General features: G+C 58.0%; 15 protein-coding genes. 13 read left to right on the forward strand and 2 right to left on the reverse strand.

Annotated features, from left to right (window positions below; translation table 11 throughout):
* Nucleotides 1–2 precede the first annotated feature (2 nt).
* Together OOT55_RS17115 and OOT55_RS17120 are read right to left on the reverse strand one after the other, a co-directional pair.
* Entirely contained in the window at nucleotides 3–1397 is a 1395-nt protein-coding gene (locus OOT55_RS17115) for a heavy metal sensor histidine kinase (RefSeq protein ID WP_265368851.1), read from the reverse strand.
* A complete protein-coding gene (locus OOT55_RS17120) occupies nucleotides 1384–2076 on the reverse strand; it encodes a heavy metal response regulator transcription factor (RefSeq protein ID WP_265367044.1) in 693 nt (230 codons plus the stop codon). Before OOT55_RS17120 ends, OOT55_RS17115 begins: the two co-directional genes overlap by 14 nt.
* Before the next feature lie 185 nt (nucleotides 2077–2261).
* Between OOT55_RS17120 and OOT55_RS17125 the strand changes: the two genes are divergently transcribed.
* The 13 genes from OOT55_RS17125 (at nucleotide 2262) to OOT55_RS17190 (ending at nucleotide 14160) form a co-directional block, all read left to right on the forward strand.
* Complete coding sequence (locus OOT55_RS17125) at nucleotides 2262–2552, forward strand: hypothetical protein (RefSeq protein ID WP_265367045.1); 291 nt, start codon at nucleotides 2262–2264, stop codon at nucleotides 2550–2552.
* 17 nt (nucleotides 2553–2569) lie between these two features.
* On the forward strand, nucleotides 2570–3130 hold the full coding sequence (locus OOT55_RS17130) for a c-type cytochrome (protein WP_265367046.1): 561 nt from the start codon (nucleotides 2570–2572) through the stop codon (nucleotides 3128–3130).
* Between the two features lie 74 nt (nucleotides 3131–3204).
* A complete protein-coding gene (locus OOT55_RS17135; RefSeq protein ID WP_265368852.1) occupies nucleotides 3205–4980 on the forward strand; it encodes a copper resistance system multicopper oxidase in 1776 nt (591 codons plus the stop codon).
* A 9-nt stretch (nucleotides 4981–4989) separates the two neighbouring features.
* A complete protein-coding gene (locus OOT55_RS17140; RefSeq protein ID WP_265367047.1) occupies nucleotides 4990–5739 on the forward strand; it encodes a copper resistance protein B in 750 nt (249 codons plus the stop codon).
* Nucleotides 5740–5781: 42 nt separating this feature from the next.
* Nucleotides 5782–7134, forward strand: coding sequence for an APC family permease (locus tag OOT55_RS17145; RefSeq protein ID WP_265367048.1), 1353 nt, complete (start codon nucleotides 5782–5784; stop codon nucleotides 7132–7134).
* A 28-nt stretch (nucleotides 7135–7162) separates the two neighbouring features.
* On the forward strand, nucleotides 7163–7381 hold the full coding sequence (locus OOT55_RS17150; protein WP_062816623.1) for a hypothetical protein: 219 nt from the start codon (nucleotides 7163–7165) through the stop codon (nucleotides 7379–7381).
* A gap of 132 nt (nucleotides 7382–7513) precedes the next feature.
* Nucleotides 7514–7723, forward strand: a complete 210-nt coding sequence (locus OOT55_RS17155; protein WP_265367049.1) for a P-II family nitrogen regulator — start codon at nucleotides 7514–7516, stop codon at nucleotides 7721–7723.
* Nucleotides 7724–8036: 313 nt separating this feature from the next.
* Nucleotides 8037–8399 carry an NADH-quinone oxidoreductase subunit A gene (locus OOT55_RS17160; protein ID WP_062816625.1) on the forward strand — a complete coding sequence of 121 codons (363 nt, stop codon included), beginning with the start codon at nucleotides 8037–8039 and terminating at the stop codon, nucleotides 8397–8399.
* A 464-nt stretch (nucleotides 8400–8863) separates the two neighbouring features.
* Nucleotides 8864–10486: a heavy metal-binding domain-containing protein gene (locus OOT55_RS17170; protein WP_416141009.1), complete on the forward strand. Its 1623-nt coding sequence runs from the start codon at nucleotides 8864–8866 to the stop codon at nucleotides 10484–10486.
* A complete protein-coding gene (locus OOT55_RS17175; protein ID WP_008930117.1) occupies nucleotides 10483–11379 on the forward strand; it encodes a complex I subunit 1/NuoH family protein in 897 nt (298 codons plus the stop codon). Before OOT55_RS17170 ends, OOT55_RS17175 begins: the two co-directional genes overlap by 4 nt.
* Nucleotides 11379–11945, forward strand: coding sequence for an NADH-quinone oxidoreductase subunit J (locus OOT55_RS17180; RefSeq protein WP_008930118.1), 567 nt, complete (start codon nucleotides 11379–11381; stop codon nucleotides 11943–11945). Before OOT55_RS17175 ends, OOT55_RS17180 begins: the two co-directional genes overlap by 1 nt.
* Entirely contained in the window at nucleotides 11942–12253 is a 312-nt protein-coding gene (gene nuoK / locus OOT55_RS17185; protein ID WP_008930119.1) for an NADH-quinone oxidoreductase subunit NuoK, read from the forward strand. The genes OOT55_RS17180 and nuoK overlap by 4 nt, the downstream gene beginning before the upstream one ends.
* The gene (locus OOT55_RS17190) at nucleotides 12250–14160 is read left to right on the forward strand and encodes an NADH-quinone oxidoreductase subunit L (protein ID WP_265367051.1); all 1911 of its coding nucleotides are present in this window, start codon (nucleotides 12250–12252) and stop codon (nucleotides 14158–14160) included. The genes nuoK and OOT55_RS17190 overlap by 4 nt, the downstream gene beginning before the upstream one ends.
* Nucleotides 14161–14166 lie beyond the last annotated feature (6 nt).

The following is a 14166-nucleotide window of genomic DNA, read 5'->3' on the forward strand; positions in this document are numbered from 1 at the left end:
TTTCAGTCTTCGAGAAAGGTGAGCGTGAAAGTGGTCATGTTTCGCGCCGATGTTGCTTCAGCGCGACCGCCATGAGCCTCGACGATGGATTTGACAATAGCGAGCCCAAGTCCTGCGCCCTCGCTTTGACGAGCTCTCGACGGGTCGACGCGATAAAAACGGTCAAAAATATGGGGCAAATGTTCGGCAGGGATCTCCGACCCCGGATTTTGCACGCTTAGCGACACTTCCTGGTCTCCGGTCTTGGCCAGCTTCACCCGTACCGTCTCACTCGAGGGCGAGAGGCGGATGGCGTTGGATAGCAGGTTGGAGATCGCTCGCCGCAGCATGGCCCGGTCACCATGAATGGTCGGTGCCCGACCTTCCAATATCAGGTGGATTTGCCTCTCGTCAGCCAGTGCTTCAAAAAAATCGAAGAGCGCATTCACCTCTTCTGCCAGATTCAGTGGTGTCTGCTCAGGTTTGAGTAGACCATGATCGCTTTTGGCCAGCCACAGCATGTCATTGACCATCTTGGCCAGGCGCTCCTGCTCCTCCAGATTGGAATACAGCAGTTCACGGTATTCTTCCCTATCTCTGGCCTTTCCCAGGCCGACTTGGGTCTGGGTAATGAGGTTGGTGAGCGGCGTACGCAACTCGTGTGCGATGTCGGCGGAGAAGTGCGACAGGCGAGTAAAGCTGTCTTCCAGCCGACCAATCATGTGATTGAACGAGGCCACCAGGCCCTGTAGCTCCGATGGCACCAAGGCTGGATCGAGGCGCACGTGGAGCCGATCGGCCTGGATATCACCGATTCTGTCAGACAATCCGCGCAGCGGCGCGTGGGCCTGATGAATGCCATACCAGGCGGCCAGAAGGGTAATGGCGCCGGTGAGGCTCATGATCAGCCACAAAGTGCGGTGAAAGCTCTGGAGAAACTCCAGGTGGAAGCCCATATCAATGGCCGTAGTGATCGAGTAACTCCGGCCTCCGACCTCACTCTCAGAGATCACACCCCGGAAGGTCTTATCGCCTTCCTGCCAGGTTTGCACGTTGCCTGCATTGATTTCGGACGCTGGGAAGAGGGTATCGGATGCTTGCGACAGGTCGGCACCCGGCATGCTGTAGATAGCATCGCCTTGCTCATCCCGAACTTGGAAAAAGACTCCGTGATGTCCGGATATGGCGTTAGCCAAGGCATCAGTCTGTCGTGCGGAACCGTTGCCACCGCTCTGCAAGGCTTCGACAACGGCTTCGGTCATTACGGCCAGTTCACCGGCATCCTGTTCGGCGAAGTGACGTTCGATGGCACTGAGAACGAGGTTCCCGATCAGGAAGAGGCTGAGCCCAATGGCCAGCCCCACAAACACCATGACCCGAGCGGCCAGCGACAGTGGTTGCCGATTAGTGATCTTCATCGTCGGTTTCCACGTCAAGTTTGTAGCCCATGCCACGCACGGTGTGAATCAGTTTGGGCTCGAAATCATCGTCAATTTTGGCCCTCAATCGACGAATGGCCACATCAATCACATTGGTGTCGGAATCGAAGTTCATATCCCATACCTGGGAAGCAATTAGCGAACGAGGCAACACCTCGCCACGCCGACGGACCATAAGCTCCAGAAGGCAAAACTCCTTGTGGCTGAGGTTGATTTTCTTCCCGGCGCGGGTAACGCGGTGTTTTGGCAGGTCAAGAGACAGGTCGGCAATCTCCAGTTGTTCCGACAGGGTAGGCGCGGATCGCCGGCGCAGTAATGTGCGTATTCGGGCCAGAAGTTCGGTAAAGGCAAAAGGTTTCACCAGGTAATCGTCGGCGCCCAGCTCCAGGCCCTTTACGCGGTCGTCCACAGCGTCACGTGCCGTTAGAAACAGCACCGGAGTCTGGCGGCCGGCTTCGCGCAATGACTGCACGATGCGCCACCCGTCCACATCTGGCAGCATGACGTCCAGGACTATCAGCTCAAAAGACTCCGTCATCGCCAGGTGGTGGCCGTCGAGACCATTGCGTGCCAGCTCGACCATAAAGCCGGCCTCGGTCAAGCCTTGGCGCAGATAGTCACCTGTTTTTACTTCGTCTTCTACCACCAGCAGTCGCATGAAGCACCTCTTCTGATCCGTATCGCACGAGTGTAGCTGACTGTGTCCAACGACAAGGTTACACGAACATTACAAAAATGTAATGTTCGAGTCATCTGGCAGACAGGGCCAGTTTGTTAGAGTGAGTGTTGGTTGTTGAAAACAGCAATGGCTGTTCACTTTCGTTCCAATTGAGGAGTTACCCCATGACACACAAAACTTTACGTTGGTTGGCCGCCCTGCCAGCGCTTATTTTGGTCCTAGCCGTGCAGGCGCATGAGCCGTCGGAGCATATGGAGGAGGCCGAAAAGCCGAAATGCTCAGAAATGAAAGACATGGACCACGCCGAGATGGACATGGATGACCCGGTCATGCAGGCCATGATGAAGAAGTGCAAGCAGCACATGGATAAGAAGGATGCCGACTCAAAGGAGTCCGAGCACAAGCACTCCGAGTCCGATGACGACGCAGCGCGTAATTCCCAACACGACCACTAAAGCATAAAGGAGAGCACATGGCGGCCCCTGGGTTTTTGTCTTGCACCAAGTGCCTGGTCCTTGCACTCGTTTTCGCCATAGCGGCGGGCGGGGCGTTCATCTACTCGGGCTTGTATCCCGTCGGTGCGGATGATCGGCACACCCCTCTGACCTACTGGGCGCTGGAAACACTGCGCGAACGCTCGGTTGACCGGGCGTCGAGCGGGATTGAAGTGCCCGCGGATCTGGACACGTCCGAGCGCCTGCTGGCCGGGGGCGCTGATTACAATGACATGTGTGCCGGCTGCCATCTCAAACCGGGCAAGGATGAGAGTGATTTCACCTTGGGCCTCAATCCCGCGCCACCGGATCTGACGCAACCGCATCAAGGGGAAGAGGATCTTGAGTCGCGGGCCCAACATAGGTTTTGGGTCATAAAACACGGCATCAAAGCCTCCGGCATGCCGGGCTGGGGTCCGAACCATGATGACGAGCGAATCTGGAGCATGGTGGCTTTCTTGAGACGCCTTCCCGAGCTGTCCCACGAGCAGTATCAAGTCTTGACTGCTCGGGGTTCCGCTGAAGCTCCTCATCATTAGCTTGGGCTACCGCCTGGTGGGCCCTGGAGTCAGATCCATTTTGCGAGAGTTTACAAGAGTCAGGAGGTTGCATGATGGGAAAACCGATAGAGGCGAGCCGTCGACGCTTTATCAAATCGGCGATCGGGGTGGCATCGGCCCTCGCTATGGCCAGGATGGCGCCGACCTGGGCGTCTCCCCTGGGACGAAGCTATGGCGATGTGGTCAACGCTGGCTCTGCGATCGATTTACATATTCGCCGGGAGGAGATGAACATCGGTGGAAAGGTCGGCAGACCAATCACCATCAACGGAAGCATGCCCGGGCCGCTGATCAGGCTCAAAGAAGGACAGAGAGCTCGCCTGAACGTCACCAACTCGCTTGCTGATGACACCTCAATTCATTGGCACGGCATCATTCTGCCCGAGAACATGGATGGTGTGCCCGGCGTGAGCTTTCCCGGTATCAAACCAGGAGAAACCTTTCAGTACGAATACGACGTTCAACAAAATGGAACCTATTGGTATCACAGCCACTCGGGACTGCAGGAGCAGTTGGGGCACCTGGGGCCACTGGTGATTGATCCGGCCGACGGCGATATAGGCGCGGACCGGGAGCATGTGATCATCCTGAGCGACTGGACTTTTGAAGACCCTCACGAGGTATTCCGCAACCTGACCGTCGCGGAGGGCTACTACAATTACCAGCAGCGAACCTTGGGGGACACTTTTGCCGATATCCGCCGTCAAGGGCTGGCGAAAACCTGGGAACAGCGGTCCATGTGGAACACAATGCGCATGAGCTCCCGGGATTTGCTGGATGTGACCGGATCCACCTATACCTATCTGATGAATGGCCGTGATAATGCAACAAACTGGACAGCGCTGTACAAGCCCGGCGAAAAGGTCCGGTTGAGAATCATCAATGGATCGGCCATGTCGTTTTTTGATTTTCGCATTCCGGGCCTTGAGATGGTGGTGGTCTCCGCCGACGGTCAACCGATCAAGCCAGTCACAGTCGATGAATTCCGTATCGGCGTGGCGGAAACCTACGATGTCATCGTGACGCCGAAAAGCGACCGGCCCTATACGCTGTTCGCGGAGAGTATGGACCGCAGCGGTTATGTCCGGGGCACGCTCGCAACGGAGGTGGGGCAGCAAGCACAGGTGCCCGATTTGCGGCCGGTGCCCGAGCGGGGTATGGCGGCCATGGGAATGAGCCACGATATGGATGGCATGGATATGTCGTCTTCCAAGGGCGATGAATCCGGTATGGGGGGCCAGCATGAGATGCACGGTGACCATGGCGGGGGTATGGCGGCATCTCAACAACGGCCTTCGGCCCCGGATCTTGGCATCGAGCACGCGCCGGGCGGCCATGGTCCCGCCGCAGCGATGATTGCTCGCAACCCGGTCAGCCGGCTGAATGAGCCTGGCGTTGGTCTTGAGGATGTGGATCATCGCGTTCTGGTCTATGGCGATCTGATCGGCGCTCATCCCTGGCCAGACGAGAGGGAGCCGGAACGGGACATTGAGCTTCACCTTACCGGCAACATGGAAAAATACATGTGGTCCTTTGATGGTGTGAAGTTTACCGAGGTCGATGGCCCTGTGGAGTTCAACCATGGAGAGCGCCTGCGTCTGATTATGGTAAATGACACCATGATGGAACACCCGATCCATTTGCATGGCATGTGGATGGAGCTTGAAAACGGCCAGTATCCCCGTCCGCGCAAGCACACCATCAGCCTCAAGCCCAGTGAGGTGGTCTCGTTGCAAATCAGCGCCGATGCGCCCGGCAGCTGGGCCTTTCACTGCCATCTGCTGTACCACATGAAGGCAGGCATGTTCCGCGTCGTCAACGTCAGCTAAGGAGGAATCATGAGAAAATTGAAAGTCATTATGACTCTGGTGCTGGCAGGAGTGTGCGGTCCGGTGTGGGCGGGCCACGCCGAAGACGACTGGCCCGAGCCTGTCAAATCCTATCGGACCGGCCAGATTCTGTTTGATCGGCTGGAGGTCAGCCGCACCGACAACGACGAAGACGTGCTCGTCTGGGATATGCTGGCCTGGTACGGTAGCGACAGAAATCGAATCTATTTCAAGAGCGAAGGCGAAAACCAGAAGGATGATGGCGAGCCCACTGAGCTGGAGAGCGCGGAGGTGCTGGCCAGTCGTCTGATTGCCCCGTTCTGGGAGCTACAGGGGGGTATTGGTACCCGGGGGTCGTTGGCGTCGGGGGCGGAGCGCGAGAACTACCTGGTGTTCAGCCTGTTCGGTGTGGCCCCCTATCGGTTTGAGATGGATAACTCCATTACGGTGAATGAGGATGGCGACATCGCCGCGACCATTGAGGCCGAATACGACCTGCGCCTGACCCAGGTGTCCTACCTGCAGCCGCGTTTGGAAGTTGCCGCCGCATTGACCGATGCTGAAGCGTACGATCGCCCCACCGGATTGAATGATATTCGTGTGGGATTACGCTATCGGTACGAACTGTCCAGAGAATTTGCTCCCTACATTGGTGCCTATTGGAGCCGCCCTCTGGGGGACAAGGCTGACCAGATACGTGCCGGAGGCGGAGACGACTCCGAAACCGGCCTCGTCATTGGCGCTCGCTTTTGGTTCTGATTTCATAGAGTAGATAAACCAACTTAACAGCCCGGAGGCTTTATGGCTAAGGACGATGACAGAACAACGCGTTATCAGGAAGGAAGTTTGACATTATCGGGTACGGTCATGCTGGGTACCGGTGTCATGATTGGCGCCGGTATCTTTGCGCTTACCGGGCAGATGGCGCAGATGACCGGCGTCCTTTTCCCGTTGGCGTTCCTGGCCGCCGCCGTCATCGTCAGCTTCAGCGCCTATTCGTACATCAAGATTTCCAATGCCTACCCGTCCGCCGGTGGCATTGGCATGTATTTGCACAAGGCCTATGGCAATCGCTTGCCAACAGCGTTCAATGCTCTGCTGATGTATTTTTCCATGGTGATCGCTCAGAGCTTTCTTGCCCGCACTTTTGGTTCCTACACCATGCAGCTCTTCGGTGGAGATGAGAGCGGTATGATGGTGCCTATTTTGGGCGTATCACTTATTCTTGCAGCCTTTCTGATTAACCTTTCCAGTAATAGGCTGATCCAGGGCGTAGCTTCTTTTATCGGTGTTTTGAAAATTGGTGGCATCGTCATTTTCGGGCTGATGGGAATCTGGGTTGCGGACAGGCTTTCCGTGGACTTCTCAAGCCCCGGAGAGGTGGGAACCGTAGGCAACTTCCTGGGGGCTACGGCTCTGGGGATATTGGCGTTTAAAGGCTTTACGACCATTACCAATAGCGGCTCTGAGGTGAAAAATCCTAAGCGTAATGTCGGTCGTGCCATTGTGATTTCTATCGCTGCTTGCGTCGTGATCTACACACTCGTTGGTTTCGCTGTTGCGAGCAACCTTTCATTGGCCGAAATCATCGAGACGCGGGATTATTCCCTGGCCGCTGCCGCGCGCCCAGCACTGGGAAACTATGGGGTCTGGTTCACGGTGGCCATAGCAATGATGGCTACTGCGGGCGGCATTCTAGCCAGCATTTTTGCGGTCTCACGAATGCTGGCCATGCTGACTGAAATGAAGCTGGTCCCACACAATCATTTTGGTATGCCTGGGAGTATCCAGAAGCACACTCTGGTCTATACTGTCGTTTTGGGCTTGTTTCTGACCGCATTTTTTGATCTGTCTCGGATTGCCGCTCTGGGAATTGTGTTCTACTTGATAATGGATATCGCCATTCACTGGGGCGTGCTTCGCTACTTGCGTGAGGACATCAAGGCCAAAGCGTGGGTACCCGTTACAGCCATTGCTCTCGATTTACTGGCGCTCGGAGGTTTTGTCTGGGTCAAACTGAATACGGATCCGTTCGTGATCGGCGTGGCCGTAGTGGCGATGGTCCTAATTGCGGTTGGCGAGCAGGTATTTCTTAAAAAAACGTCGGGGGTAGAGCCGCCGACTGGAGAGCACACTCATTCTCATCACCACTGAATTAACCAATTGAAATGGAGCTTCGAATATGATTGAAGGTAACATGTTAGGAAACACCATGGGCGCGGGCCACTGGTTATGGATGCTGGTTGTTGCCATTATTGTTGTGATACCGACGTGGCGTATTTGCCAGCGTGTTGGGTATCCGGGAATTTTGGGCGTTTTGATATTGATTCCACTCGTTAATCTTGCCTTTCTCTATTTTCTGGCGTTTGCGGATTGGCCATGTAACAAACGTGGCGACTGAGTTTTGAAGAGGCGTAGAAAATAGAAGTGTGTACCGTTTTTGACTGCAGTTTAGCTTCGAATGTTTAACTACTGGAAGAAGGGATGATCTGAGTTGCTCGTCGCTCAATTTCCTTGATGTAGTGGAGTTATGATGAATACGAAATTTTGCAAAGTAACGGCAATATTTTCCTCGTTAGAACTTGAAAAAGTCGAGGGCGCGCTGAAAGCAATTGGCGTGTCCGGCTTGACGGTTTCCAAGGTACGCGGTTTCGGCGAGTACCGGAACTACTATGCAGAGGACACTATGGCTGACTGGGTTCGCGCCGAGATATTCGAGGAAGAGGGTCGGGCGGAAAAATAGTGAAAACCATTGCCCGGACGGTCCACAAGGGGCTCGACAGCGACGGGTTTGTGGCCGTTCTCCCGGTAGAAGATCTGTTGCATATTCGCGACTTCAAGGACGTGCCGTAGTCGAATCTACTTGTTAAAACTCAGTAGAAGGCGGAGGTTCTGACCGCGTGAGTAGAGGGATAGTTTGCGCTTCCGGCAAGGGTGTCTAGACTTGAAACTGATCTTCGTCGAACCATTCGTTGAACGGGGTTCCATATTTTTTGTGCAATAGAGAGTTAGATCTCACGAACCTGTGCCAGAGTAAACTTGAGAAGTTAGACGTTATGAGCGCTACACAACAATACTCATTGCTGCTGGGGTTAGCCCTGGGTGTCCTGGGTACGGTGTTGAGCCTTTATGGCTTGGCTCGTAGTTTGGGGGCGACACGGCAGGAGCCGGGAAAGGATGTGCCGGCGAGTGCGGGGGTGCTGTCACGCGATCCGGTCTGGGGACGTTATCATGCGCGCTATTACGGTTATGCGTTGCTGTTCTTGGCGTTCGATATGGAGATGGCCTACATGTACCCTTGGGCGGTTGTGTTCAAGGAGGTAGGGCTGGTTGCTTTACTTGATATGGGCGTGTTTCTTGCGATTCTCTTTCTCGGGCTGCTTTACGGATGGAGCCAGGGCGCTCTGAGGCGGCAGTGATGTCTGAGGCCGCAACGACACTTGCCGGCGCACGCAAAGGGCGTCCATCTATCCTGCGAAGGTGGGTTGGGCAGGCTCTGGCGCGCAATTTGAGCTGCCTGGTAGTCCCTGGGCCGGAAGTGGCCCTGGCGCATGGGCTGGACCTGGCGGCCGCAGACATGCGCATCGCCGCCACGCCGCGCGATGCCACTGTGCTTCTGATTGTCGGTGAGCTATCTCAGAAGTTGGATGAGGCCACAGCAGTGCTCTATGCCCAGATGCCTAGGCCGCGAGCTATTCTAGTGCTCGGTGGGTCAGCACCTTCGTCTTTACCTCAAGCTGACGTTTCTGCGGATCTCTCACAAACCGAACTGATGGAGGCGGCCACTCGGCTGCAGCGGTTGCTGGCCGAAGGCGCCTTCGCCGCCTCGCCCGACGATTTTGACTCATCAATCCTGCAAACCAAAACCGAATACGTCTGCCCCATGCACCCAGAAGTGGTGGAAGACGAACCAGGTAGCTGTCCCAAATGCGGCATGGACTTGGTGGCGCGCGAAGCCGGCGGCGACTCTGATGCCGGGGAACACGACGAGAACCGCGGCCACGAGCACCACGAACATCATCATGATCATAAGCATGAGAGCGAGGGACACGATCATCACCATGCTCACCACAATGATCATGGACAAAGTCATGAGCGCCATCACGGCCATCACCAGAATCATAAACACGCTCATGACCACGAACAGCATCAGGGCGACGACGATCACGAGCATGCTCATTGCCATGAGCATGAGGATCATCAGGGCCAGGATCACGGTCACCAACAGGAACCGGCTCAAGAACCATCCGGCACTGAATATATCTGTCCCATGCATCCAGAAGTAGTCAGAAGCGAGCCGGGCAGGTGCCCCAAATGCGGCATGGATCTAGAACCGCATAAGCCCGGAGAAGACGAGAGCGTGAAGGAAGATGTGTCGGAGCACGATCACGAGCACCACCATGACCATTCCGGGCACGACCATGACGGGCATGATCATTCTGACCACGACCACGACCACGACCACGACCACGACCACGACCACGACAGTTCCGGATTCATGTCCATGGTCGAGGTTACCAAAGACCTGCCCCGCAGTGCCGATGGTTTGGCAATGGACTGGCTTGAGGTGCCCTTCGGCCCCTGCTTTCCCGGTTTGCCGGGCGGATTGAAGCTAACCTTGACGCTCGACGGCGATGGGGTGACCGAGGGCCAAGCAACATCTCTGGTAGCTATGAACACGTCATCTGAAGAGGTGGCGGTCGAAACCTTCATCGAGCGCCTGGCGGCGGCTATGCCGTTGGCACCGGTAAGTTATCGCCTCTTGGCCTGTCGCGCTATCGAGCAGGCGGCCGGTCTGGAGCCAGATCCGGCCGTCGAGCGGGGCCGGGCGGCCGCTCTTGAGCGCGAGCGCATCGCCAGCCACCTGGGCTGGCTGGCTCAGTTGGGGCGCCAGCTCAGCTTTGTCTGGTTAACGCGTCGTGCGGCGGCTTTGCAATTGGAAACCCAGCGCGCCGACCGGGAGCAGCTTGTCGCCCTGCGACCGGCGCTGCAGTCGCTCATTGCACGGCTCGAGCATACGCCCCTCCTCATAGCGCGCTTGAAAGGCATCGGAGCTTTGCCCCACGGCTCCCAGGATCTACGAGGCACGGTGGCCCGCGCCTCCGGCCGAACCGAAGACGCCCGCCAGGCGGATGCGATGTATCGCGAGCTGGGTTTCGAAATGCGCGCTGAGAGCGCCGGGGACGCCTGGGCGCGTCTCCGGCAGCGGCATGTTGAGATCATGACCAGTCTCGACCTCGTGGAGGTGGCCGGAGACCCTGAGCTCCCCAAGCTGCGCGCCATCGACAACCCTTCCGGAACGGGAGAGGCGACCGTGGAAACGCCGCGTGGCCGCGCCACATTGCGACTAACGCAGGAGCGAGGGCAGGTGGTATCGGTCGAGCTGGATAGCGCCTGCAGCCAACATATCGGCTTGGTCGCCGATTTGGTCGAGGGCCAGGAGCTGGGCGATGCCCTGGTGGCGGTCGGGTCACTGGATCTCTCGCCCTGGGAGGTGACCTCATGACTGTCGCCTTAGTGTTGCTCACCTTGCTGGTTGGCGCTTGGTTACTGGCTGTGATTGAGGCCTGGCTAACGACCGGCCGCCTGCGACCGGTTGCGCCGCTGCTGGCGGGCCTGTCGCACCTGGGCCGGGAGTCCATCCTGGCGCGCAAACCCGACCGGTTGTTTTTCGAGACCGCGCCAGTGTTGTTGCTGGTGGTAGCGGTGCTCGGTGCTGCCGTGCTTCCGCTGGCGCCGGATCTGGTCATCGCTGATCTGGCCACCGGCGCCTTGTTTCTTAACGCGGTGCTTGCCTATGTGTTGGTATCGCTGATTATGGCGGGTTGGGGCCCGAATGGCGCCTACGCGATGGTCGGTGGCTGGCGCTTTCTCGGCCAGCTTATCGCCTACTCCATGCTTATCGTCATGCCCATTACGGCGACCGCCATGCGCGCTGAGTCCCTGCTAAACAGTGCCATCGTCGAGTCTCAGGCCGGTTTATGGAACATAGTTTACCAACCGCTGGGCTTTGTGTTGTTTTTCATCGCCGCTATCGCGTTGGCGTTCCGCTCACCCTTCGACCTGCCTACCGCACCCGGTGAGTTGGCCGGCGGGGTCGACGCCGAATACACCGGCGTGCGCCTGGCAGTGTTGCGGCTGGCACGGTTGGTGATGGTAATCACCCTGTCTGCCGCGACCACGGTGTTTTTTCTCGGTGGCTGGCAGGGGCCGCTTTTGCCGCCCTGGGCCTGGAGCCTGATCAAGACTCTGGCGGTAGCCGTATCGATGTTGTTGGTCGGCTTTTATTTACCTCGTATTCGCGAGGCGGATCTGCTGGGCTGGTGCTGGAAGCTCGGGATCCCTCTGGCATTGCTCAATATCTTGATAGTCGGATTGCTCATCCTGGTGGTGCCTTAATGGTTGTTCAGGCTTTTTTTGTCGGCGTATTCGGGCTGGCAGCCATTGGTTTCGGTGTGGCGGTGTTCCGTACTGCGTCTATGGTGCGTTCTGCATTGGCGCTGCTGTTTTCGCAGGCCGCCGTGGGCTGCATGTTTCTGGCCATGCAGGCCGAATTCCTGGGCGTGCTGCAGATTATGATGATGGCCACCGAAATGAGCATCATGGCCATCTTCATGGTGATGTTCATGATGGACCCCGGTGGGCTTGGCGGGATGGATATGAGCCACCAGAAGCGCTTTTCGATTGGCGCCGGAGCCATTGCCGCCGCCACCGCCATCTCGGTAGCGCTGTTCTCTGATTGGGGACCGATAGTCGCCGAGGCGCCGGATGCCGCAATGCAAACGCGGGAACTCGGTTTTGAAATGTTGGGTCGCTCTATGCTGGTTTTCGAGACCGCCGCCATCACCATCCTGACCGCAATGATCGCGGCTACGGCAGTAGCGATTCCGGTGCGCCAGCCCGGCGTCGACACAGGAAAGCTCGACAAGGGAAACGGTGATAAAGAACAGGAGGCTTCAAAATGACTCCGGTACTGATCCTGGCACTTCTGACCGGCGCCATTCTCTTTGGTGTCGGTATCTATGGCGCGCTCTCGCAGACTAATCTGGTCATGATAATGATGGGCGTGGAGCTGATTCTGGCGGGCGCGCTGGTGAACCTGGTGGCCTTTTGGCGCTTTCTGCATCCGGAGGTCTACGCCGGACAGATGTTTGTGCTGGTGGTGATGACGGTTATGGCAGTGGAGATGGCCGTCGGTTTCGGCGTCGCAATTGCACGCTTCCGGGCCAAGGGCTCGGTCGAGATGGAAGAGGCAGGAGACCTGAAAGGATGAGTGACCTGGTCTTTCCCATAGTGTTCCCTTTGCTTGCGGCCGCTGCCATTCTGCTGCTGCGCCGGGGAGCGGCTATTTTGGCGTTGGCCGGGGTCGCACTTAGCCTGGCGGCAAGCCTTAAGCTTTTGAGGGCGATCGCAAGTGGTGACTCCGCAACCCTGCTGTTACCGGGCTTACCGGAGCTGCCCTTGCGGTTGACCGCCGAGCCGTTAGCCGCGCTGTTCAGTGTGGTGGTGGCCGCCGTGGCGACTTGCGTACTGATTTATTCGGTGGGCTATATGAAGCGGGAGTCCGGTTTACCCCGATTTTTTGCCCTCATGTCCCTGTTTGTTGCCGCCATGCAGGCCCTGGTGCTGGCCGGCGACTGGATTCTGGTGCTCGTCGCCTGGGAGCTGATCGGGTTGTGCAGTTACCTGCTGATCGGTTTCTGGTTTCAGCGACCCGAAGCGGCGAACGCCGCGAGCCGTGCCTTTCTCTACACCCGCAGCGCCGACCTTGGTCTGTACATCTCTATATTTATCCTCATCGGGGCGGCAGGCACCAGCCAGATCGCCGCCACCCTGAATGTCGACGGAGGCACCGCCGTGGCGGCCGGGCTTTTGTTGCTGCTGGCCGCCATGGGCAAGTCCGCCCAGGTCCCCTTGCAGGATTGGCTTATGCGCGCCATGGCGGGGCCAACACCGGTGTCGGCGTTGTTGCATTCGGCGACACTGGTGGCAGCTGGCGCCATTTTACTGATCCGCGTAGCGCCGCTGCTGGCGCCGAACGTTTTGCTCGCTATTGGGCTGGTGGGCGGTATTACTACCGTGGCGGCGGGCCTGATTGCGCTGGCTGAACGTGACCTCAAGCGCCTGCTGGCAGCCTCAACCGCCAGTCAGTATGGTCTGATGCTGATTGCGGTCGGCGCCGGTGTGCCGCTGGCGGCGTTGCTGCATCTGCTCGCCCATGCCGCCATCAAGAGCGGTCTGTTTTTAGCGGCCGGTGAATTTCAGCATGCGCGTGGCGGCACGGCTCTGGAGCGCTTGCGGGGTGTAGGGCGCGTCCGGCCCTGGACTTTCCTCGGCTTCGCATTGGCAGCGATGGCCCTGGTGGGTGCTCCACCGCTGAGTGGCTTCTTCTCAAAGGACGCGGTGATCGCCGCCGCACTCTCCGCGCCAAATGTCGCCTGGCTCGCTCCTCTGGCACTGGTGGGCACGCTGCTGACTGGCGCCTACCTGGCTCGCACGCTGCGGCTGCTATGGCGTGAGCGCGAGGAGGGCGAGAGCGAAAGCCGTCCGGTCGCCGGTGCCTGCTGGATGGGGCTAGGAGTATGGGTCCTGGTAATCCCAGCCGTCTTCCTGGGTCTGACCTTCGGTCCCATTGAAGCCTTGTTGGGTTTACCCGGTCCTGAAGCCCATGGCACTACTGCCATGCTGTTCGGACTTCTCGCGGCAGCGGCCGGTCTGGCGCTGGGCTGGCTGGTACCGGCCCCGCGCCTGCTTGGCCCTTTCCACCCCTGGGCACAATCGGGGCTGGTCATCGCCGGAGGGCTCACCTTCTGGATTGGGCGGCCAGCCATGGCTCTTGCCTACGGCTGTCAGCGACTGGAGCGTGGCCTATACGCGACCGTCCTGAGTGTCGGCCGTGGCGGCCTCTTCATTGCTCGAGGTTGCGGGCGCGTGGAACGAGGTTTGTATGCGGTGGTGTTGGGTACTGGCCGTGCCAGCTTGGCCGTGGCGCATTTGGTTCGGGTAGGAGATGAGCGCCGAATCGACGGCCTGATCTTCTCCCTGGTGGCCGGCGTGCGAGGCTGGGGAGACCGTGCCCGCTCCCTGCAAAGCGGTTGGATTCACCACAGTCTGGCTATCAGCGCCGTGGTTACCGCCGTAACACTGATCATACTGCTTTCGGCTTCATTGAGTTTCTAGAGGACA

The sequence above is a fragment of the Marinimicrobium sp. C6131 genome, from assembly GCF_026153455.1.
Lineage (GTDB): Bacteria > Pseudomonadota > Gammaproteobacteria > Pseudomonadales > Cellvibrionaceae > Marinimicrobium.